The organism is Streptomyces sp. NPDC051909 (assembly GCF_040681095.1).
GTDB lineage: Bacteria > Actinomycetota > Actinomycetes > Streptomycetales > Streptomycetaceae > Streptomyces.
Genome location: NZ_JBFAYA010000005.1, coordinates 1 through 19,438 on the forward strand (window position 1 = coordinate 1; position 19,438 = coordinate 19,438).

A 19,438-nucleotide genomic window follows, 5' to 3' on the forward strand; every position below is an offset into this window, starting at 1 on the left:
TTGAGTTCTCAAGGTGCGGACGCTTCCTTTGTACTCACCCTCGCGGGCTTTCCTCCGGGCGCTTCCTTCGTTTCCGACTCTATCAGATCTTTCCGGTCCGATTTCCTCGGTGCTTTCCGGTCCCTTTTCGACTTTCGTCGTTCCGGGCCCTTCCGGCGTGTCCACTACGTTAGCGGATTTCCATGGCGACTCATAATCGAGCCTTTCGAAACAAATTTCGGCACGCCGAAATGAGCCCCGGTAGGAGATCGTTGTAAGGAGTGGATGGCCGCTTCCGAGAGGCTTCAGTGAGCACTTCCCGTCTCAAGCGGCTCGGGCTACATTACGCATCCGTGGCGCCCGAGTCAAGGCGGCGCTTGCGTGGGACGTGCGCCCTGTAGGGGCTGACCGTGTGGTCGCCGTCGATCCAGAAGCGCCAGGGGTGCGGCGCGCCGTCACCGCCCACTCCTGTGCGGGGGCCGCTGCGGACCAGGTCGGGGGTGGGTGGGGTGCCGGTGAGGACGGTGAGCGGGGCGTCCGGGCCTGCACAGGCGTCGGTGCCGTTGAGGGAGCGGGCGACGTCGAGGGCGGTGGCCAGGCGGGCCGGGCCCTTCGCGAGCTCGGAGTCGTAACGGACCGAAAGGCGTCGCTTTCTCGCCTGTTCGGCGCCGGTCAGGATTTCACCCGCTCGGAGCAGTACTCCGCTCGCCTCGCCCTCCGGGCCGCACACCAGATTGAGGCAGTGCCACATGCCGTAGGTGAAGTAGACGTACGCGTGTCCGGGCGGGCCGAACATGACGGCGTTCCGCGGGGTGCGGCCGCGGAAGGCGTGGGAGCCGGGGTCGATCGCGCCGGCGTACGCCTCCACCTCGGTGAGCCGGAGCTCGATACGGCCGTCCGGGGAGTTCCGTACCAGCGTGCGGCCCAGCAGGTCCGGGGCGACCTCCAGGACGGGGCGGTCGAAGAAGCTCCGCGGGAGCGGCGTACGGTCGGGGCTCTCGCTCATGGCGTCCGAGGGTACGGGGAACCGGCTACCTTCGTTGCGCGTATGTAGGGGTCAGACCGTCTAAGGAGAGGACGCAGGACATGGCGTTCAAGAAGCTGCTCGCGAGCCTGGGTGCCGGTGGGGCGTCCGTGGAGACCGTGCTCACCGAGGAGAACGTGGTCCCCGGCGGCGTCGTGCAGGGTGAGGTGCGGATCCAGGGCGGTTCGGTCGCCCAGCAGATCGAGGGACTCTCGGTCGGCCTGCAGGCGCGGGTCGAGGTCGAGGGCAACGACCAGGAGTACAAGCAGGACATCGAGTTCGTGAAGGTGCGCCTGGGCGGGGCCTTCGAGGTGCAGGCCGGGGCGGTGCACGTGGTGCCGTTCGGTCTGGAGATCCCGTGGGAGACGCCGGTCACCGCGATCGCGGGGCAGCAGCTGCGCGGCATGCACATCGGTGTGACGACGGAGCTGGAGATCGCCCGTGCGGTGGACTCGGGCGACCTGGACCCGATCAACGTGCACCCGCTGCCGGCGCAGCAGGCGATCCTGGACGCCTTCATCCAGCTGGGCTTCCGCTTCAAGAACGCGGACATGGAGCGCGGGCACATCCGGGGGACGCGGCAGAGGCTGCCGTTCTACCAGGAGATCGAGTTCTTCGCGCCGCAGCAGTACCGGGGTCTGAACCAGGTCGAGGTCAGCTTCGTCGCGGACGAGCACCAGATGGACGTCGTTCTGGAGATGGACAAGAAGCCGGGGCTGTTCGTCGAGGGCAGCGACTCGTACCGCTCGTTCACGGTGGGGCTGCACGACTTCCACACGACGGACTGGGCGGCGTACCTGAACCAGTGGCTCGCCGAGGTCGGCGGGCGTCGCAACTGGCTCTAGGGACGGGATCTAGGCTCGGTCCCGTAGGACCGGTCAGCGAGACGGAGGTTCAGACGTGGCCGAGGGCAAGCGGGCACCGCTCCCCCATGACTTCCACCCGCCGGTGGCGTCGTTCACCGTGGTGAGCGACGACGTCCGGGACGGTGGTGTGGTGCCGGACGCGCAGGTGTACGCGAAGGGGAACACCTCGCCGCATCTGCGGTGGGAGGGTTTCCCCGCGGAGACGAAGAGCTTCGCGGTGACGTGTTTCGATCCCGACGCGCCGACCGGCAGCGGGTTCTGGCACTGGGTGCTGTTCGACATCCCGGCGTCGGTGACGGAGCTGCCGGCGGGTGCGGGTTCGGGGTCGTTCGCGGGGCTGCCGGCGGGTGCCGTGCACGCCCGTAACGACTACGGGTCGAAGGACTTCGGCGGGTCCGCTCCGCCGAAGGGCGACGGGCCGCACCGTTATGTCTTCACGGTGTACGCGGTGGACCAGGAGAAGCTGGGTCCGGACGCGGACGCCTCGCCGGCGGCGGTGGGCTTCAATCTGCGGTTCCACACGCTGGGGCGCGCCCAGCTCGTGTCGGAGTACGAGAACCCCGCTTAAGGCTCACCGTTCGTCTGTTGTTTGCCCGCTTCTGGTCTTGGAGAGATCAGAAGCGGGCATCTTTCTTTGCGCGGATATTGCGTTGTCCTACCCGGCGCGCCCGGCCAGAGTTGATCCAAGCCCGCCACGGGGGTGGGCCGGCACACGGGAGGTGGGCAACATGCGGGACACGCTGGTACTGAACGCGAGCTTCGAGCCGCTTTCGACGGTCACACTCAACCGTGCGGTGGTGCTTGTCCTGCAGGACAAGGCCGTCGTGGAGCAGGAGCACCCCGGTCTTCGAGTCCGCGCGGCCGCCGTGGACATGCCGGTGCCGCGGGTGATCAGGCTGTGCAGGTACGTACGGGTGCCGTTCCGAAGACAGGCTCCGTGGTCGAGGCGGGGTGTGCTGGTGCGGGACCAGCACCGGTGCGCGTACTGCGGGCGGCGGGCCACGACGGTGGATCACGTGGTGCCGCGGGCGCAGGGTGGTGGGGATAGCTGGCTGAACACGGTGGCGTCCTGCGCGGAGGACAACCACCGCAAGGCGGACCGGACGCCGGAGCAGGCGGGGATGCCGCTGCTGCACCAGCCGTTCGAGCCGACGCCGGCGGACGCGATGCTGCTGGCGCTGAAGGCTGCCGAGCGTTCGGCGCTGCCGGAGTGGCTGGCCGCGCAGGCCGCGTAGTCGGTCTCGTATGAGTATGGGCCCGCCCTGGTCGGTGCATTCCAGGGGCGGGCCCGCCGCGTTCTCGGCCTACTTCAGGGTGAGTTGGAGGATGGCGACGATGCCGACGGCGATGATGACGCCGCGCAGGACGGTGGGTGAGAGGCGGCGGCCGACCTTGGCGCCGATCTGGCCGCCGATGGTGGAGCCGACGGCGATGAGGAGGACGGCGGTCCAGTCGAAGTCGGCGACGAAGAGGAAGAAGACGGCGGCGACTCCGTTGACGACGGCGCCGAGGATGTTCTTGACGGCGTTGATGCGCTGGAGGCTGTCGTTGAGCAGCAGGCCCATGAGGGAGATGTAGAGGACGCCCTGGGCGGCGCCGAAGTAGCCGCCGTAGATGCTGGCGAGGAAGAGTCCGACGAGGAGTGCGGCGCCGCCGTGGGGGTGGGCCTCGGTGCCGTTGGCCTCGCGGCGGCGGCGCACGGCGGCGGCGATGCGGGGCTGGAAGAGGACGAGGATCAGGGCGATGCCGATGAGGACGGGGACGATCGCGTCGAAGGCCTCGGAGGGCAGGGCGAGGAGGAGGATCGCGCCGACGAGGCCGCCGAGGAGGGCCGTGGTGCCGAGGCGCAGGACGCGGGCTTTCTGTGCCTTGAGTTCGCTGCGGTAGCCGATGGCGCCGCTGATGGATCCGGAGACCAGGCCGAGGGTGTTCGACACGTTCGCGGTGATCGGTGGGAGGCCGGTGGCGAGCAGGACCGGGAACGTGATCAGCGTTCCCGATCCGACGACGGTGTTGATGCCTCCGGCGGCGATGCCGGCCGCGAGGACCGCGAGCATTTCCCAGATGGACAACGCCATCTCCTAACGGGTTCGGTGAGTCGCCTCCCCGTCCCGCCTGTGGCGGGATCGAGGGGCTCGCGCCGATCATGCCCGAGATCGCGAGATTACGTGTACGTGTCAGTCAACCGGGGTTCAGTCGACCTGGGGTTCCTCGCGGCGGGCGGGGATGTCCGCGGTCGGGGCGTTCTTGGTGTTGAAGCCGGGGACGCCGGGGGCGACGTTGCCGAAGGCGCCGGAGAGGCCCTTGAGGGCGTCGCCGATCTCGCTGGGCACGATCCAGAGCTTGTTGGCGTCACCCTCGGCGATCTTCGGGAGCATCTGGAGGTACTGGTAGGAGAGCAGCTTCTGGTCGGGGTCACCGGCGTGGATGGCCTCGAAGACCGTCCGGACGGCCTGGGCCTCGCCCTCGGCCTTGAGGGCGGCGGCCTTGGCCTCGCCCTCGGCGCGGAGGATGGCGGACTGCTTCTCGCCCTCGGCGGTGAGGATCTGGGACTGGCGGATGCCCTCGGCGGTGAGGATCGCGGCGCGCTTGTCGCGGTCGGCGCGCATCTGCTTCTCCATCGAGTCCTGGATGGAGGTGGGCGGTTCGATGGCCTTGAGCTCGACGCGGTTGACGCGAATGCCCCACTTGCCGGTGGCCTCGTCGAGGACTCCGCGGAGCGCGGCGTTGATCTCCTCGCGTGAGGTGAGGGTCCGCTCCAGGTCCATGCCGCCGATGATGTTGCGGAGGGTGGTGACGGTGAGCTGCTCGATGGCCTGGATGTAGCTGGCGACCTCGTAGGTGGCGGCCCGGGCGTCGGTCACCTGGTAGTAGATGACGGTGTCGATGTTGACGACCAGGTTGTCCTGGGTGATCACCGGCTGCGGCGGGAACGGCACGACCTGTTCGCGGAGGTCGATGCGGTTGCGGATGCGGTCGATGAACGGGACCACGATGTTGAGGCCGGCGTTGAGCGTGCGGGTGTAGCGGCCGAAGCGCTCCACGATGGCGGCGCTCGCCTGGGGAATGACCTGGATCGTCTTGATCAGGGCGATGAAGACAAGCACCACCAGAATGATCAGGACGATGATGACTGCTGACATCGCGCTCCCTGTGCCCTTCGCTGCCGGGTTGATGACCAGATGTTGATCTCGATGATCGAGTTTCCCAGACCGTCGGGGGTCATGGGTGAGGTTCGGTCACATCACGACGGCGGTCGCCCCGTCGATGTCGACGACGTCGACCTGTTCGCCGGGTTCGAAGCTCTGCCCGGAGTCGAGCGTGCGGGCGGACCAGACCTCGCCGGCCAGCTTGATGCGGCCGCCCTGGCCGTCCACCCGTTCCAGGACCACGGCCTGACGCCCTTTCAGGGCGTCGACTCCGGTGGCGAGTCCGGGGCGGCCGTCGCGGTGCCGGGCGGCGACGGGGCGCACCACGGCGATCAGGGCGACGGAGACCACGGCGAAGACGATCACTTGGGCGACGATGCCGAAGCCGAGCGCGGCGGTGACGGCGCCGGCGACCGCGCCGACGGCCAGCATGCCGAACTCGGGCATCGCGGTGAGGACGAGGGGAATGCCGAGCCCCACCGCGCCGATCAGCCACCAGATCCATGCGTCGATGTCCACATGGTCATGGTAGGGCGGTGGGGTCCGCTGTGACAGGGCGCCGCAGCTGTGCGGACTCGGCGCCGTACGGCCCTACTTGAGCCGTCCGTACCCGGTTCTACTTGAGCGGGAGGCCCTGGGCGGTGTAGCGGTCGCCGACGTGCTCGACGACGAGCGGGAGGCCGAAGCAGCGGGAGAGGTTGCGGGAGGTGAGCTCCGTCTCCATGGGGCCGGCGGCGAGGACCTTGCCCTGGCGGATCATCAGGACGTGGGTGAAGCCGGGGGCGATCTCCTCGACGTGGTGGGTCACCATGATCATGGAGGGCGCGTACGGGTCGCGGGCGAGGCGGCCGAGGCGGCGGACGAGGTCCTCGCGGCCGCCGAGGTCGAGGCCGGCGGCGGGCTCGTCGAGGAGCAGCAGCTCGGGGTCGGTCATCATCGCGCGGGCGATGAGGGTGCGCTTGCGCTCGCCCTCGGAGAGGGTGCCGAACTTGCGGTCGAGGTAGTCGCTCATGCCGAGGCGGTCGAGGAAGGCCCTGGCGCGCTCCTCGTCGACCGGGTCGTAGTCCTCGTGCCAGGTGGCGGTCATGCCGTACGCGGCGGTGAGGACGGTCTGGAGTACGGTCTGGCGCTTGGGGAGCTTCTCGGCCATGGCGATGCCGGCCACGCCGATGCGGGGGCGGAGCTCGAACACGTCGGTGCCGACGCCGCCGAGGCGCTCGCCGAGGACGGTGGCGCTGCCCTTGGTGGGGAAGAGGTAGCTGGAGGCGACGTTGAGGAGGGTGGTCTTGCCCGCGCCGTTGGGGCCGAGGATGACCCAGCGCTCGCCCTCCTTGACCGACCAGGAGACCTCGTCCACCAGAGCGCGTCCGTCGCGGACCACCGATACGTCCACCAGCTCCAGTACATCGCTCATGAGCGCGTTGTCTCCCCTTGCGGTCGAGTCGTGTCACCGCCGTGCGGGTCTGGGCGCGGCGTCCAGGGGAAAACCTACGCCACCGGGTGGCCGGGCCGGTCTCTAGGGCTTGCTAAGGGACGGCTTTGCGTCTTGGGGGCCCGTTCGAGTCCCTAGGGTAGGGGCATGCTTTCGGAACCACGCTCAGGACGGCTGGCCGCTTGGGGCAATGCCCTGCTGGCCGGTGCGGTGTCGCCGGACGATGCGGCGCAGGCCATTGTCGGTGAGGACGCGGTGCACCGCGTGGAGGGGCTGCCGGGCGAGGCGGGGCCGGTCGGTCTGACGCTGGCGCTCGGGCGGCTGCGGCGGCTCGGGGTGACGGGGTGGCGGGTGGCGCTGCCGGCGCCGGGGCATCCGCTGGGGCTGAGCGGTCCGCCGGAGTTCAACGCGCGGGCGCTGGACGCGGAGGAGGCGGTGGTCGGTTTCGGCGCGCCGTACGGTCTGGTGCCGGAGGTGTCGGAGGCGGGCCCGGTGGGTGACGTGCACGTGGAGGTGGTCTGGCACTGCCTTCCGGTACGGGAGGCGCCGCCCGCGGACGTGCCGTCGCTCGGTGAGGCGGAGCGGGAGCTCGCGGAGGCCCTGCGGGAGGCGACGACGGTGCTCACCCGGCTTGACGTGGCCGCCGCGGGCCCTGCGGCGGACGCGGCCCGCGACGCGTACCGGGCCCGCGCGGAGGCCGGCCGCGACGTCCTGGCCCCCGGCTACCCCGCCCGCGCGGTGCGCGTCCTGGAGCTGGCCCAGCGCATCGCCCTCCTGGTGGACCTGGCGTACGACGGCCACGGCGGCGCGGTGAGCGCGGGTGAGATGGCGGCACGGGGCGCGGCGCTGCGGCCGGTGGAACGGGTGGCGAGGCGGGCGCAGGTCGCCGCGTACAACGCGTACGTAGAGGAACGCGAACGAGAACAGGGGTTCTAGACCCCAGAGGCCCCGGCCCACAGCCGACGGCCGGAGGCCGGCGCAGCGGGGCGAAGCCCGGGAGGCGCCCCGGCGCCGAACGGCGCGAGCCGCGCGTCGAGAAGGAGGGGCTGGCGGCACGGGGCGCGGCGCTGCGGCCCGTGGAACGGGTGGCGAGGCGAGCGCAGGTCGCCGCGTACAACGCGTACGTAGAGGAACGCGAACGAGAACAGGGGTTCTAGACCCCAGAGGCCCCGGCCCACAGCCGACGGCCGGAGGCCGGCGCAGCGGGGCGAAGCCCGGGAGGCGCCCCGGCGCCGAACGGCGCGAGCCGCGCGTCGAGAAGGAGGGGCTGGCGGCACGGGGCGCGGCGCTGCGGCCCGTGGAACGGGTGGCGAGGCGAGCGCAGGTCGCCGCGTACAACGCGTACGTAGAGGAACGCGAACGAGAACAGGGGTTCTAGACCCCAGAGGCCCCGGCCCACAGCCGGCGCAGGGGCGCGAGCCGCGCGTCGAGAAGGAGGGGCGGGTCCGGCCCCCGGGGGATCGTCCGGGGGCCGGGAGGGGGCGGGGCGTCAGTGGTTGACGGCGCCGTTGCCGAAGGCCGGGTTGAGCAGGCCGATCACGTTGACGGTGTTGCCGGAGACGTTCACGGGGACGTGGACCGGGGCCTGCACCAGGTTGCCGGAGGCGACGCCCGGGGAGTGGAGGGCCTGGCCCTGGGCGTCCGCGTCAGCGGAGGCGACACCGGCACCGGCGGCGACGAGGCCACCGGCGACCATGGTGAGGGCAGCGGCCTTCTTGAGCTTGTTCACAGATGTTCCTCCTGGTCATCGCCGCGACCGGTCCGCCGCGGCTCGCCATGAAGAACGCCGCCGGCCCCGCCGGGTTGCGCCATGTGGGGGACATACACCCGACTGTATGAAGAGGGGAACGGCCGTACCCCCCTCCGCCCGAGCTACGAGGTCAGCCCGTGCCGTACGGCCCAGAGCGCGGCCTGCGTACGGTCGGCGAGGTCCAGCTTCATCAGGATGTTCGAGACGTGGGTCTTCACCGTCTTCTCGGACAGGACGAGCGCCCGGGCGATCTCCCGGTTGGAGCGCCCGTCGGCGATCAGGCCGAGGACCTCCCGCTCCCGCTCCGTCAGCGTGGACCCGCGGCCCGAGCCGCCGCCCTGGCCCTGCTCGTCCTGGCTGAGCAGCGCGTCGGCGACCTCGGGCTGGAGCAGCACGTGCCCGGCGTGGACGGAGCGGATCGCGCCCGCGAGCGCGTCGGGGTCGATGTCCTTGTAGACGTATCCGCTCGCGCCGGCGCGGAGCGCGGGCACCACCGTGCGCTGTTCGGTGAAGCTGGTGACGATCAGGACCCGGGCCGGGTTGGCCAGCTCGCGCAGCTTGCGCAACGCCTCGATGCCGTCGGTGCCCGGCATCTTCACGTCCATGAGGACGACGTCCGGGCGCAGCTCCTCGGCCCGTGCGACGCCCTCGGCGCCGTCGGAGGCCTCTCCCACGACCTCTATGTCCTCCTGGACCTCCAGGAAGGTGCGCAGGCCGCGGCGGACGACCTGGTGGTCGTCGACCAGGAGCACGCGGATGACCTTGTCAGCCACCGGGGACCTCCATCTCGATCGTGGTGCCCCGACCGGGGGCCGATGTCACGGTGAGGGTGCCGCCGACGCCGGCGGCGCGGTCGCGCATGGAGACCAGGCCGAGGTGGCGACCGGCGCTGCGCACGGTCGACGGCTCGAAGCCCTTGCCGTCGTCGGTGACGGTGAGCCGGGCGCCGCCGGGGCCGGTGCGGGTGAGGGCGACGGTGACGCGGTCGGCACCGGAGTGGCGCAGCGCGTTGTGCAGGGCCTCCTGGGCGACCCGGAGCAGGGCCTCCTCCTGGGACGCGGGCAGGGCGCGGACCCCGGTGCCGTCGAAGGTGACGCGGGCGGTGTGGGCGCGGTCGAGGACCTGGATCTGGGTGCGCAGGGTGTGCACGAGGCCGTCCTCGTCGAGGGCGGCGGGCCGCAGCTCGACGACGGCGGCGCGCAGCTCGTCGGCGGCCTCGGCGGCGAGCGCGGCGACCTGCTGGAGCTCGCCCTTGGCGCGGGCGGGGTCGCGGTCGACGAGCGCGGCGGCGGCCTGGGCGGTGAGCCGGAGGGAGAAGAGCTTCTGGCTGACGGCGTCGTGCAGCTCGTGGGCGAGCCGGGAGCGCTCCTCGGCGATGGTGAGCTCGCGGCTGCGCTCGTACAGCCGGGCGTTGGTGAGGGCGATGGCGGCGTGCTGGGCGAGGAGCGCGAGGAGTTCCTCGTCCTGGGAGGTGAAGCCGCAGGAGCCGTCGGGCTTGGGGCAGCCCTTGTTGGCGAGGAAGAGGGCGGCGAGGGTCTCGTCGCCGTCGCGGACCGGGAGGCCGATGAAGTCGGACATCTCGGGGTGGGCCTCGGGCCAGCCCTCGAAGCGGGGGTCCTTGCGGACGTCGGCGAGCCGCTCGGGCTCGGCCCTGTGGAGCATGGCGGCGAGGATGCCGTGCTGCCGGGGCAGCGGGCCGATGGCGTGCCACTGGGCGTCGCTGACGCCGTCGACGACGAACTGGGCGAAGCCGCCGTGGTCGTCGGGGACGCCGAGCGCCGCGTACTCGGCGTCGAGGAGCTCGCGCGCGGAGGCGACGATCGTCTTGAGGACGTCGCGGACCTCCATCTGGCGGTTCATCGCCAGGAGGGCGCTGCTCACGGCGGCGAGGCCGGAGCTCGGACGGTGGCTCATGCGTTCCACCGTACCGGTGGGGTGTGACGGTCCGTATCCGCCCGGGGACGGCGGCGGACCGGGACCGGAGGACTAGGACGGGGACCAGGACGGGGACCAGGACGGGGACCAGACCGACGTACCCCGTGGGAGGGGCCGACGTACCCGTGAGAGGGAGAGGGGACCACGCGCGCGCGTGCGAGCGTGCCCGCGGGCGCGGACCCGCTTCTCCCCCTCTCCTCCCCCCTCTCCTCCCCCCTCCCGGAAGAGAGGGCTCACCGTACGCATCGCAGACGCAACGCGCGGTGAGTTTGTTACCTGGCCGATGTGAGCCCGCGCATAGGACCCAGATCACTTACGAATGTCCCTAGTGGACGGATAAAAGCGGGATCAGGGCCGTCAGAACTGGTCGCATACCGGTCCGAAGGGCTCCCTTAGGGGGCCCTGATCCACTATCCGGGATCGTAGGTCACACCTTTGCCAGCGGATTTTGCTGCCGCTAAGAATTGCGTCCGTCGCCGCCGAGCATGGCGCAGCGCCGCCCCGGCCTGAGCGACCCCCAGCGATTCGAAGAGGTAGTCCTGCATGTCTGCGAACACCCCTGGCCACAGTCGTGGTCTGAAGAAGACCCACAAGGCCGCGATCGCCGGCGTCGCCACCCTCAGCGCCGCGGCGCTCGGTCTCTCTCTCGTCCAGGGCAACGGCGGCTCGACCGAGACCGAGCCCCAGGCCCTCGCCCACACCCAGCAGGTCGCCTGGTCGTACGACGCCGGCAGCCCGCAGGCCAAGGCGCTGGCCGCCAGCCTCGACCAGCAGACCTCCGCCTTCACCCTCAAGGCGAAGCAGGAGGCCGACCTCAAGGCCAAGGCCGCCGCCAAGGCGAAGGCCGACGCCGCCGCGAAGGCCAAGGCCGCTGCCGCCGCCAAGGCGAAGGCCGAGGCGAAGAAGCGCGCCGCCGCCAAGGCCGCCGCGAGCCGTGCCGCGGCCCGCAAGCCGGTCTTCGCGAACAACCTCGACGGCTGGATCCGCGAGGCGCTGTTCATCATGGACAAGCACAACATCCCGGGTACCTACAACGGCATCTACAAGAACGTGATGCGCGAGTCCAGCGGCAACCCGTACGCGATCAACAACTGGGACATCAACGCCATCAACGGCGTGCCCTCCAAGGGCCTGCTCCAGGTGATCTACCCGACCTTCAAGGCGTACCACATCCCCGGCACCAAGTTCGACCAGTACGACCCGGTCGCCAACATCGTCGCCGCCTGCAACTACGCGGCCGACCGCTACGGCACGATCGACAACGTCAACAGCGCGTACTGAGCCGGTACGGACACGCGAAAGGCGGCACCCTGTGCGGGGTGCCGCCCTTCGGCGTCGTACGGACCGGGGTGCGCCTACTTGCGCATGACCTCCGGCTCGTGGCGGCGCAGCAGCCGCGCGACCAGGATGCCGAGCACCGTGGTCATGAACAGCAGCACGCCGACGTTGAAGAACCACTGGCCGGCGCTGTGGTCCCACAGCGGGTCCAGGTCGGTCGGGTTCTTCGGGTCCCACGGCGCCATCAGGTGCGCGAGGTCCAGGGTGGTGCCGGCGCCGGCGATGGCCCAGCGGGACGGCATCAGCCAGGCGAACTGCTCCAGGCCGGGCGAACCGAAGACCTTGAACAGGATGCCGGTGAAGACCACCTGGACGATGGCGAACATGACCAGCAGCGGCATGGTCTTCTCGGCGGTCTTCACCAGCGCGGAGATGACCAGGCCCACCATCATCGAGGTGAGGCCGAGCGCGATGACGACGAGGCAGAGCTCGACGGCCGGCGGCATGATCAGGCCCTCGGCGGGCAGGTCGCGGATCGCGAAGCCGATGGCGCAGAGGATGACGCCCTGGAAGGCCGTGACGACACCGAGGACGATCACCTTGGACATCAGGTACGCCGAGCGGGACAGGCCGGTGGCGCGCTCCCGTTCGTAGATGACCCGTTCCTTGATCAGTTCTCGGACCGAGTTCGCGGCGCCGGAGAAGCACATGCCGACCGCGAGGATCAGCATGATGATGCCGGCGTCGCCGTTGAACCGGGACGGCGGCTTGGGCGGCGCCAGGCCGAAGTCGGCCGGGATGACCACGGAGACCGAGCCGATGACGGCCGGCAGGATCACCATCAGGGCGAGGAAGCCCTTGTCGGAGACGATCACCGAGACGTAGCGGCGGATCAGCGTCCACAGCTGCGAGCCCCAGCCCTGCGGCTTGGGCGGCTTGGTCATCGCCTGCTGCGCCTGCTGCGGCATCTGCACCGGCTGGGCGGCGACGGCGTCGATCTCGGCCGCGTACATCTGGTAGTGCTGCGAGCCCTTCCAGCGGCCCGCCCAGTCGTAGTCGCGGTAGTTCTCGAACGCGGAGAAGACATCGGCCCAGGTGGAGTAGCCGAAGAAGTTCAGCGCCTCGTCCGGCGGACCGAAGTAGGCCACCGAGCCGCCGGGCGCCATCACGAGCAGCTTGTCGCACAGGGCCAGCTCGGCCACCGAGTGGGTGACCACGAGGACCGTGCGGCCGTCGTCGGCGAGGCCGCGCAGCAGCTGCATGACATCGCGGTCCATGCCCGGGTCGAGGCCGGAGGTCGGCTCGTCCAGGAAGATCAGCGAGGGCTTGGTCAGCAGCTCCAGGGCGACGGAGACGCGCTTGCGCTGGCCGCCGGAGAGGGAGGTGATCTTCTTCTCGCGGTGGATGTCGAGCTTGAGCTCGCGCAGCACCTCGTCGATCCGGGCCTCGCGCTCGGCCTCGGCGGTGTCGCCGGGGAAGCGGAGCTTGGCGGCGTACTTGAGCGCCTTCTGGACGGTCAGCTCCTTGTGCAGGATGTCGTCCTGCGGGACCAGACCGATGCGCTGGCGCAGCTCGGCGAACTGCTTGTAGAGGCTGCGGTTGTCGTAGAGGACGTCACCCTGGTCGGCGGGCCGGTAGCCGGTGAGCGCCTTGAGGAGGGTCGACTTGCCGGAGCCGGAGGGGCCGATGACGCCGATGAGCGACTTCTCGGGGACGCCGAAGGTGACGTCCTTGAGGATCTGCTTGCCGCCGTCGACGGTCACCGTGAGGTGGCGGGCCGAGAAGGAGACGTCGCCGGTGTCGACGAACTCCTCGAGCTGGTTGCCGACGATCCGGAAGGTCGAGTGACCGACACCGACGACGTCGTTGGGGCCGATGAGGACGGAGCCGCCCTTGGCGATCGGCTGACCGTTGACGTACGTGCCGTTGTGCGAACCGAGGTCGCGGATCTCGAAGCGGCCGTCCGGCGTCGCGTGGAACGTGGCGTGCTGTCGGGAGACCTGGAGGTCGGAGACGACCAGGTCGTTCTCCAGCGCACGACCGATGCTCATCTCCCGGCCGAGGTTCAGCTGGTAGAAGGTCGTGGGGTTGCGGTGGTCGCCGCCGCCGTGCGCCGGCGCTCCGCCCTGCGGGTACCCGCCCTGCTGGGCCGGCGGCGGCTGGTGCGGGACCTGGTGCGGCGCGGCCTGGTGTTGCTGCGGCTGCTGCTGAGGCCAGCCCTGCTGCTGAGGCGGCTGGTGCTGCGGCGGCGCCTGGTGGGTGACCTCCTGATGCACGCCCTGGTGGGCGGGCTGCTGCACCTGCGGCGCCTGCTGGTGCGGCACCTGCTGCTGCATCTGTTGTTGGACCGGCGCGCCGGTGGCGGCCAGGTTCAGCCGCGGCCCGTCGGTGGCGTTGCCGAGGTGGACGGCCGAGCCGGGGCCGATCTCCACCTGGTGGATCCGCTGGCCCTGCACGAACGTGCCGTTGGTGGAGCCGTGGTCCTCGATGACCCAACTCCGGCCGCCCCAGCTGATGGTGGCGTGCCGCCACGAGACCCTGGCGTCGTCGATCACCAGGTCGCCCTGGGGATCGCGGCCCAGGGTGTACGACCTGGACGGATCGAGAGTCCAGGTCCTTCCATTCAATTCCAGTACGAGTTCTGGCACTCCATGCCCCACTACTTGTCCCCCGATGCACCCCCGTCTTCGGGAGCCCAGGGATGGTGAACATCCGGGGGAACTATTTCAGGCCCCGGCCCGTATCCGAAAGTCGGGCCGCGTGAAGAGCTTGCGCAAGAGCCCGAGATCACCCGACGCGCCCGGCGCGAGACCGCCCGGCGGGGATCGCCACACGCGGATCACCCGGCGCAGCCGGGCGCAAGCCTGCGGCCACCCGGGTGTCCGGCAGGCGGGACGGGGGGTCTGGTGGCACCGGGTGCCCGATACGGTGGACATACCATGAGCGCATCGCAGACCCCAGACGTTCCCGCCTCGGACGTTCCCACCCCGGGCGTTCCCGCCTCGGACGTGCCGACTCTCCTCGTCAAGATCTTCGGGAAGGACCGTCCCGGGATCACCGCAGGACTCTTCGACACTCTCGCCGCCTACTCCGTCGACGTCGTGGACATCGAGCAGGTCGTGTCCCGCGGCCGGCTCGTGCTGTGCGCGCTGGTCACGGAGCCGACCGTCGCCGGCCAGGGCGAGCTGCGGGCGACCGTGCACAGCTGGGCCGAGTCCATGAAGCTCCAGGCCGAGATCATCTCGGGCACCGGTGACAACCGGCCGCGTGGCGAGGGCCGCTCGCACGTCACCGTGCTCGGGCATCCGCTGACCGCCGAGCAGACGGCGGCCATAGCGGCCAGGATCGCGGAGGCCGGCGGCAACATCGACCGGATCTTCCGCCTCGCCAAGTACCCGGTGACGGCGGTCGAGTTCGCCGTGTCCGGCTGCGGGACCGAGGAGCTGCGGACCGCGCTCGCGACCGAGGCGCACTCGATCGGCGTGGACGTGGCCGTGGTCTCCGCCGGGCTGCACCGCCGGGCCCAGCGTCTTGTCGTGATGGACGTCGACTCGACGCTGATCCAGGACGAGGTCATCGAGCTGTTCGCGGCCCACGCCGGCTGCGAGGACGAGGTCGCCGAGGTGACGGCGGCCGCGATGCGCGGCGAGCTGGACTTCGAGCAGTCGTTGCACGCCCGGGTGAAGCTGCTCGCCGGTCTGGACGCGTCCGTGGTGGACAAGGTGCGGGCCGAGGTGCGGATGACGCCCGGCGCCCGCACCCTGATCCGTACGCTCAAGCGGCTCGGCTACCAGGTGGGTGTGGTGTCCGGCGGCTTCACGCAGGTCACGGACGACCTGAAGGAGCGGCTCGGCCTCGACTTCGCCCAGGCCAACACCCTGGAGATCGTGGACGGGAAGCTGACCGGCCGGGTCACCGGGGAGATCGTCGACCGGGCGGGCAAGGCGCGGCTGCTGCGCCGCTTCGCCGCGGAGGCCGGGGTGCCGCTGGCGCAGACGGTGGCGATCGGCGACGGCGCGAACGACCTGGACATGCTGAACACGGCGGGTCTGGGTGTGGCGTTCAACGCGAAGCCGGTGGTGCGCCGGGCCGCGGACACCGCGGTGAACGTGCCTTTCCTGGACACCGTGCTCTATCTGCTCGGCATCACGCGCGAGGAGGTCGAGGCGGCGGACGACGGCGCCGAGGACCTGCCGCACTGATCTGCGTACGCGCGTACGTGAGGGGCCCGGGCGTCGCAGGACGGCCGGGCCCCTTCACGTACGGCTGTCCGTTGTGGACCCGCCTCAGTCGTGCGGGGTCCAGAACTCGACCAGGGTGCCGGCCATGCCGTGTTCGACCGACTTCCAGGAGCCGTTGAAGCTCACGACGGCGAAGGCGGAGGTCGGGAAGCCGGTGCGGGTCATCCGGGCCAGCGTGTCGCCCTCCGAGGCACCGGAGAGGGCGTCGGCGAGCGCGTGCATCCCGGGGTTGTGGCCGATGAGCAGCAGATTGTCGACGGTTTCCGGGGTCTCGTTGACCACGGCGAGGAGCTCGCCGAGGGAGGCCTCGTACAGCCGCTCCTCGTACACCGTCTTCGGACGCTCGGGGAGCTCGTGCACGGCGAGCTTCCAGGTCTCCCGTGTGCGCACGGCGGTCGAACAGACGGCGAGGTCGAAGCCGATGCCGGTGTCGGCGAGCCTGCGGCCCGCGACGGGGGCGTCGGTGCGGCCGCGCTCGGCGAGCGGGCGCTCGTGGTCGGAGGTCTGGGGCCAGTCCGCCTTGGCGTGTCGGAGCAGCACGATCCTGCGGGGTGTGTCGACGCTCATGCTGGACAGCTTCGCACGAAACGGCCCGGGTTGACTCAGAGAGAGAGCGTTTGCTGGAGCTGCTCCAGGATGTGCCCGATGGCGGGGTCGCGGCTGACCGCCCGGGCCTCCCCCGGGCCCGCTATGAGCAGGAAGAGGGCCACGAACGCGGCCACCGGCAGAGCGAGTGCCCACCAGGGCAGCCGGGTGTCGACGCCGGCCTGCCGGGTCCGGACACCGGTGGGGATTCGCGCCGTCATGGCCGCCTCCGTGGGATGGGCTCCTCGCGTTTTCCGCGTTGACACCAACGTACGGAGCGGGCGGCCCTCGGCCCATCAGGTGATCCACCCACTTGACCCTGACACCTGCCCCCTAGGGGATGCGGGGGTTGTCCCCACCCCCGGAGGGTTGCCCCCCGGAGGGTTGCTCCCCGGACGTCAGGGCGAGGCGAGGGTGGCGATGACGGCGATGACCACCGTGATGCCGAGCATGGCGCCGAGGATGACGAGGAGCGTCTTCTGGCCGTTCGGGGGATTCGGTTCGAGTACGGGCATGCCCTCAGTCTCGCATCCCGGATTCGTCCTCGACGATCCGGTCCCGGCCGGCGAGGACGCCCGCGATCATCTGGGGGACCATCAGGGCGCCCATGAGCGCGACGGGCAGGCCCCAGCCTCCGCTGTGCTGGTAGAGGACGCCGACGAGGAGCGGCCCGGGGATGGAGATGAGGTAGCCGACGCTCTGCGCGAAGGCGGACAGCTTCACGACGCCGGCACCGGTGCGCGAGCGCATGCCGATCATGGTGAGGGCGAGCGGGAAGGCGCAGTTGGAGACGCCGAGGAGGACCGCCCAGACCCAGGCGCCGCCGGCCGGCGCGAAGTAGAGGCCGGTGTAGCCGCTGAGGCCGCACAGGCCGAGGGCGACGACGATGGGGCCCTGGTGGCGGAGCCGGGACGCGAGGCCGGGTATGACGAAGGCGAGCGGCACGCCCATGACCATGGTGACGGCGAGGAGCACGCCCGCGGTGGAGGCGGGGACGCCGGCGTCGCGGAAGATCTGCGGCATCCAGCCCATGGTGATGTACGCGCCGGTGGCCTGGAGGCCGAAGAAGGCGGCGAGGGCCCAGGCGGTGCGGCTGCGGGCGACGCGCGGTGCGGCGGCCGGGGTGTCGACGGGAGCCGCCTGCCGCCCCGTACGACTGCCACTGCCACTGCCACTGCCACCGCCGACGCCGACGCCCGCACCGGCCGCGGCGCGGTCGCGGATCAGCGGGATCCAGGGCAGTACGGCGAGGGCGGCGAGGGCGGCCCAGATGCCGAGGCCGAGCCGCCAGCCGCCGCCGAGGGCGTCGGTGAGCGGCACGGTCGCGGCGGCGGCCACGGAGGTGCCGAGCGCGAGGGCCATCGAGTAGAGGCCGGTCATGCTGCCGATGCGGTCCGGGAAGTACCGCTTGACCAGGACCGGCATGAGGATGTTGCTGAGCGCGATGCCCATGAGGGCGAGGGCGCTGGCGGCGAGGAAGGCGGGGGTGCCGTCCGCGAGGGAGCGCAGCACGAGGCCTGCGGCGATCGCGGCCATGCCGGCGCAGACCACGGCCGCGGGGCCGAAGCGGCGGGCGAGCCGCGGGGCGGCGATGCCGAAGAGGGCGAAGCACAGCGGCGGCACGGAGGTGAGGACGCCGGCCACGCTGCCGCTCATGTGGAGTCCCGCGCTGACCTCTTCGAGGAGGGCGCCGAGGCTGGTGATCGCCGGACGCAGGTTGAACGCGGCGAGGACGAGCCCGACGGCGACGAGCACGCCGACCCAGCGGGCGGGTCCGGCGGATGCGGGAGAATCGGGGGCGCCGGCGCTGCCGCGGGCCTGCTGCTGCGGCCTCTTCTGTTCCTGCTGCTTCCTGAGGGCGGGGTCGAGTGTCTGCGGCTCGTCTGGCATGAGACTCATCATAGAATCATGGGATGATTGGTTGTCCAGTTTTGGACAATCGATCGCCGGTACGGGACGAACGGACGGAAGGTGTGGCATGGCCCTCGGGCAACCGCGGCGCAGCGGGCTCTCCGACCAGGTGATCACCCAGCTGCGGAACCAGATCACCTCGGGCGAGTGGCCGGTCGGCACCCGCATCCCGACCGAGCCCGAGCTGGTCGAACAGCTCGGGGTGGCCCGTAACACCGTGCGCGAGGCGGTCCGCGCGCTCGCCCACAACGGGCTGCTCGACATCCGGCAGGGCTCCGGCACCTATGTGGTGGCGACCAGCGAGCTGGCCGGCGTGATGCACCGCAGGTTCGCCGGCTCCGACCCGCGCGACGTGGCCGAACTGCGCGCCACGCTGGAGTCCTCGGCCGCCCGGCTGGCCGCGCAGCGGCGCACCGAACGGGACCTCAGGCAGCTGGACGCGCTCCTCGCCCGCCGCGAGGAGGCCTGGGCGGCGCGCGACGCGGAGGAGTTCGTGACCGCGGACGCGGCCTTCCACCACGCGGTCGTGGTGGCCTCGCACAACGAGGTGCTGACCGGGCTCTACTCGGACCTGGGGCACGTGCTGCGCTCCTGGCTGCGCGAGGACGTGGGCCAAGAGCTGCGCCCGGAGAACCACATGGACCACGCGCGCCTGGTGGCGGCGATCCACGAGGGCGACGCCGAGCGGGCCGCGACCGAGGCGGCCGGCTATCCCTTCATGTGCCTCAGGAGCCCGGAGCCGCCGGTTCGTGGGTGATCCACGCGGCCTTGACCTCCTTCCAGCAGCGGCCGGTCACCTGGGCGTAGTCGGCGGGGCCGACCTCGACGGGGGCACTGTCGGTGTCCACGTCCCACCAGCGCGCGCACTCCACGTGGAGGCGGACCCGGTCGGTGCGGGGATAGGGGTTCTGGCAGTGGACGGTGACGGCGGAGCCCTGGACGAGGGTGCGGCAGGAGGCTCCGAAGTTCTCGGGATCCCCGGTCGCGGGGGTGGAGCGTGCGACGCCGTCCTCGGCGGGGGCGGGAGCGGCACGGACCTCGGCGGCGACGGCGAGGCCGGCCAGACCCGCGAGGAGTGCGGCGGCCGGAACGAGCGCGGGCGCCCGGAAGAGCGGCGTGCGCATGTCCGTACCTCCTCCCCATGCAGTAGCCGGAATGTCACGCTCCGACCAGTCTGGGGTGAGTCGGCCGACTTTTCGACTCGGGGAGGGGGCGGCGAAGGCGGCCGGGGAAACGACGAGGGGCCGGGGGCCCGCCGGTCGGGCGGGCCCCCGGCCCCTCACATCGT

21 protein-coding genes are annotated in these 19,438 nt (G+C 71.0%); 7 read left to right on the top strand and 14 right to left on the bottom strand.

From position 1 onward, the window contains the following. Positions 1 to 322: 322 nt before the first annotated feature. The gene (locus AB0M18_RS09435) at positions 323 to 985 is read right to left on the bottom strand and encodes a DNA-3-methyladenine glycosylase (protein WP_365756246.1); all 663 of its coding nucleotides are present in this window, start codon (positions 983 to 985) and stop codon (positions 323 to 325) included. A gap of 80 nt (positions 986 to 1,065) precedes the next feature. On the opposite strand from AB0M18_RS09435, the gene AB0M18_RS09440 reads away from it, so the two are divergent. The 3 genes from AB0M18_RS09440 (at position 1,066) to AB0M18_RS09450 (ending at position 3,104) form a co-directional block, all read left to right on the top strand. Continuing rightward, positions 1,066 to 1,848 carry a sporulation protein gene (locus tag AB0M18_RS09440; protein ID WP_365756247.1) on the top strand — a complete coding sequence of 261 codons (783 nt, stop codon included), beginning with the start codon at positions 1,066 to 1,068 and terminating at the stop codon, positions 1,846 to 1,848. A 55-nt stretch (positions 1,849 to 1,903) separates the two neighbouring features. Then, positions 1,904 to 2,437 (top strand): YbhB/YbcL family Raf kinase inhibitor-like protein, encoded by a 534-nt coding sequence (locus tag AB0M18_RS09445; RefSeq protein WP_365756248.1) that lies wholly within the window; start codon positions 1,904 to 1,906, stop codon positions 2,435 to 2,437. Between the two features lie 160 nt (positions 2,438 to 2,597). Further along, positions 2,598 to 3,104 carry an HNH endonuclease gene (locus AB0M18_RS09450; RefSeq protein ID WP_365756249.1) on the top strand — a complete coding sequence of 169 codons (507 nt, stop codon included), beginning with the start codon at positions 2,598 to 2,600 and terminating at the stop codon, positions 3,102 to 3,104. A gap of 69 nt (positions 3,105 to 3,173) precedes the next feature. Here the strand turns inward: AB0M18_RS09450 and AB0M18_RS09455 are convergent, their stop codons facing one another. The 4 genes from AB0M18_RS09455 to AB0M18_RS09470 form a co-directional block, all read right to left on the bottom strand. After that, positions 3,174 to 3,947 (bottom strand): sulfite exporter TauE/SafE family protein, encoded by a 774-nt coding sequence (locus tag AB0M18_RS09455; protein ID WP_365756250.1) that lies wholly within the window; start codon positions 3,945 to 3,947, stop codon positions 3,174 to 3,176. 114 nt (positions 3,948 to 4,061) lie between these two features. Next, positions 4,062 to 5,012 carry an SPFH domain-containing protein gene (locus AB0M18_RS09460; protein WP_365756251.1) on the bottom strand — a complete coding sequence of 317 codons (951 nt, stop codon included), beginning with the start codon at positions 5,010 to 5,012 and terminating at the stop codon, positions 4,062 to 4,064. Between the two features lie 96 nt (positions 5,013 to 5,108). Further along, the gene (locus AB0M18_RS09465; protein ID WP_365756252.1) at positions 5,109 to 5,537 is read right to left on the bottom strand and encodes an NfeD family protein; all 429 of its coding nucleotides are present in this window, start codon (positions 5,535 to 5,537) and stop codon (positions 5,109 to 5,111) included. Between the two features lie 97 nt (positions 5,538 to 5,634). Further along, a complete protein-coding gene (locus tag AB0M18_RS09470; protein ID WP_365756253.1) occupies positions 5,635 to 6,432 on the bottom strand; it encodes an ABC transporter ATP-binding protein in 798 nt (265 codons plus the stop codon). 165 nt (positions 6,433 to 6,597) lie between these two features. Here AB0M18_RS09470 and AB0M18_RS09475 point away from each other — a divergent pair, with 165 nt between their 5' ends. Further along, a complete protein-coding gene (locus AB0M18_RS09475) occupies positions 6,598 to 7,386 on the top strand; it encodes a hypothetical protein (protein WP_365756254.1) in 789 nt (262 codons plus the stop codon). Between the two features lie 553 nt (positions 7,387 to 7,939). Here AB0M18_RS09475 and AB0M18_RS09480 read toward each other — a convergent pair. From AB0M18_RS09480 to AB0M18_RS09490, 3 genes are all read right to left on the bottom strand, one after another. Further along, on the bottom strand, positions 7,940 to 8,179 hold the full coding sequence (locus tag AB0M18_RS09480; RefSeq protein ID WP_365756255.1) for a chaplin: 240 nt from the start codon (positions 8,177 to 8,179) through the stop codon (positions 7,940 to 7,942). Positions 8,180 to 8,322: 143 nt separating this feature from the next. Continuing rightward, positions 8,323 to 8,973 carry a response regulator transcription factor gene (locus AB0M18_RS09485; RefSeq protein WP_365756256.1) on the bottom strand — a complete coding sequence of 217 codons (651 nt, stop codon included), beginning with the start codon at positions 8,971 to 8,973 and terminating at the stop codon, positions 8,323 to 8,325. Next, complete coding sequence (locus tag AB0M18_RS09490; protein ID WP_365756257.1) at positions 8,966 to 10,114, bottom strand: GAF domain-containing sensor histidine kinase; 1,149 nt, start codon at positions 10,112 to 10,114, stop codon at positions 8,966 to 8,968. Before AB0M18_RS09490 ends, AB0M18_RS09485 begins: the two co-directional genes overlap by 8 nt. 564 nt (positions 10,115 to 10,678) lie before the next feature. Between AB0M18_RS09490 and AB0M18_RS09495 the strand changes: the two genes are divergently transcribed. Further along, entirely contained in the window at positions 10,679 to 11,416 is a 738-nt protein-coding gene (locus tag AB0M18_RS09495; protein WP_365756258.1) for a transglycosylase SLT domain-containing protein, read from the top strand. Positions 11,417 to 11,490: 74 nt separating this feature from the next. Here the strand turns inward: AB0M18_RS09495 and AB0M18_RS09500 are convergent, their stop codons facing one another. Beyond that, entirely contained in the window at positions 11,491 to 14,073 is a 2,583-nt protein-coding gene (locus AB0M18_RS09500; RefSeq protein ID WP_365756259.1) for an FHA domain-containing protein, read from the bottom strand. 279 nt (positions 14,074 to 14,352) lie between these two features. Here AB0M18_RS09500 and serB point away from each other — a divergent pair, with 279 nt between their 5' ends. Further along, positions 14,353 to 15,615: a phosphoserine phosphatase SerB gene (serB, locus tag AB0M18_RS09505; protein ID WP_365756260.1), complete on the top strand. Its 1,263-nt coding sequence runs from the start codon at positions 14,353 to 14,355 to the stop codon at positions 15,613 to 15,615. 84 nt (positions 15,616 to 15,699) lie between these two features. Here serB and AB0M18_RS09510 read toward each other — a convergent pair whose 3' ends face one another. The 4 genes from AB0M18_RS09510 to AB0M18_RS09525 all read right to left on the bottom strand — a co-directional run bounded on the left by AB0M18_RS09510 (position 15,700) and on the right by AB0M18_RS09525 (position 18,129). Then, positions 15,700 to 16,221 (bottom strand): histidine phosphatase family protein, encoded by a 522-nt coding sequence (locus AB0M18_RS09510; protein WP_365756261.1) that lies wholly within the window; start codon positions 16,219 to 16,221, stop codon positions 15,700 to 15,702. A gap of 35 nt (positions 16,222 to 16,256) precedes the next feature. Next, complete coding sequence (locus tag AB0M18_RS09515; RefSeq protein WP_365756262.1) at positions 16,257 to 16,460, bottom strand: hypothetical protein; 204 nt, start codon at positions 16,458 to 16,460, stop codon at positions 16,257 to 16,259. A 177-nt stretch (positions 16,461 to 16,637) separates the two neighbouring features. After that, the gene (locus AB0M18_RS09520) at positions 16,638 to 16,754 is read right to left on the bottom strand and encodes an SGM_5486 family transporter-associated protein (protein ID WP_365756263.1); all 117 of its coding nucleotides are present in this window, start codon (positions 16,752 to 16,754) and stop codon (positions 16,638 to 16,640) included. A 4-nt stretch (positions 16,755 to 16,758) separates the two neighbouring features. Continuing rightward, a complete protein-coding gene (locus AB0M18_RS09525; RefSeq protein WP_365756264.1) occupies positions 16,759 to 18,129 on the bottom strand; it encodes an MFS transporter in 1,371 nt (456 codons plus the stop codon). 88 nt (positions 18,130 to 18,217) lie between these two features. Between AB0M18_RS09525 and AB0M18_RS09530 the strand changes: the two genes are divergently transcribed. Beyond that, positions 18,218 to 18,907 (top strand): FadR/GntR family transcriptional regulator, encoded by a 690-nt coding sequence (locus AB0M18_RS09530; RefSeq protein ID WP_365756265.1) that lies wholly within the window; start codon positions 18,218 to 18,220, stop codon positions 18,905 to 18,907. On the opposite strand, the gene AB0M18_RS09535 is transcribed toward AB0M18_RS09530, so the two are convergent. After that, on the bottom strand, positions 18,876 to 19,274 hold the full coding sequence (locus tag AB0M18_RS09535) for a hypothetical protein (protein WP_365756266.1): 399 nt from the start codon (positions 19,272 to 19,274) through the stop codon (positions 18,876 to 18,878). The genes AB0M18_RS09530 and AB0M18_RS09535 overlap by 32 nt on opposite strands. Positions 19,275 to 19,438 lie beyond the last annotated feature (164 nt).

Coding starts and splice junctions, on each gene's coding strand:
- AB0M18_RS09435 (WP_365756246.1), bottom strand. CDS start 985: ATGAGCGAGAGCCCCGACCGTACGCCGCTCCCGCGGAGCTTCTTCGAC.
- AB0M18_RS09440 (WP_365756247.1), top strand. CDS start 1,066: ATGGCGTTCAAGAAGCTGCTCGCGAGCCTGGGTGCCGGTGGGGCGTCC.
- AB0M18_RS09450 (WP_365756249.1), top strand. CDS start 2,598: ATGCGGGACACGCTGGTACTGAACGCGAGCTTCGAGCCGCTTTCGACG.
- AB0M18_RS09455 (WP_365756250.1), bottom strand. CDS start 3,947: ATGGCGTTGTCCATCTGGGAAATGCTCGCGGTCCTCGCGGCCGGCATC.
- AB0M18_RS09460 (WP_365756251.1), bottom strand. CDS start 5,012: ATGTCAGCAGTCATCATCGTCCTGATCATTCTGGTGGTGCTTGTCTTC.
- AB0M18_RS09470 (WP_365756253.1), bottom strand. CDS start 6,432: ATGAGCGATGTACTGGAGCTGGTGGACGTATCGGTGGTCCGCGACGGA.
- AB0M18_RS09475 (WP_365756254.1), top strand. CDS start 6,598: ATGCTTTCGGAACCACGCTCAGGACGGCTGGCCGCTTGGGGCAATGCC.
- AB0M18_RS09490 (WP_365756257.1), bottom strand. CDS start 10,114: ATGAGCCACCGTCCGAGCTCCGGCCTCGCCGCCGTGAGCAGCGCCCTC.
- AB0M18_RS09495 (WP_365756258.1), top strand. CDS start 10,679: ATGTCTGCGAACACCCCTGGCCACAGTCGTGGTCTGAAGAAGACCCAC.
- serB (WP_365756260.1), top strand. CDS start 14,353: ATGAGCGCATCGCAGACCCCAGACGTTCCCGCCTCGGACGTTCCCACC.
- AB0M18_RS09510 (WP_365756261.1), bottom strand. CDS start 16,221: ATGAGCGTCGACACACCCCGCAGGATCGTGCTGCTCCGACACGCCAAG.
- AB0M18_RS09515 (WP_365756262.1), bottom strand. CDS start 16,460: ATGACGGCGCGAATCCCCACCGGTGTCCGGACCCGGCAGGCCGGCGTC.
- AB0M18_RS09520 (WP_365756263.1), bottom strand. CDS start 16,754: ATGCCCGTACTCGAACCGAATCCCCCGAACGGCCAGAAGACGCTCCTC.
- AB0M18_RS09525 (WP_365756264.1), bottom strand. CDS start 18,129: ATGCCAGACGAGCCGCAGACACTCGACCCCGCCCTCAGGAAGCAGCAG.
- AB0M18_RS09530 (WP_365756265.1), top strand. CDS start 18,218: ATGGCCCTCGGGCAACCGCGGCGCAGCGGGCTCTCCGACCAGGTGATC.
- AB0M18_RS09535 (WP_365756266.1), bottom strand. CDS start 19,274: ATGCGCACGCCGCTCTTCCGGGCGCCCGCGCTCGTTCCGGCCGCCGCA.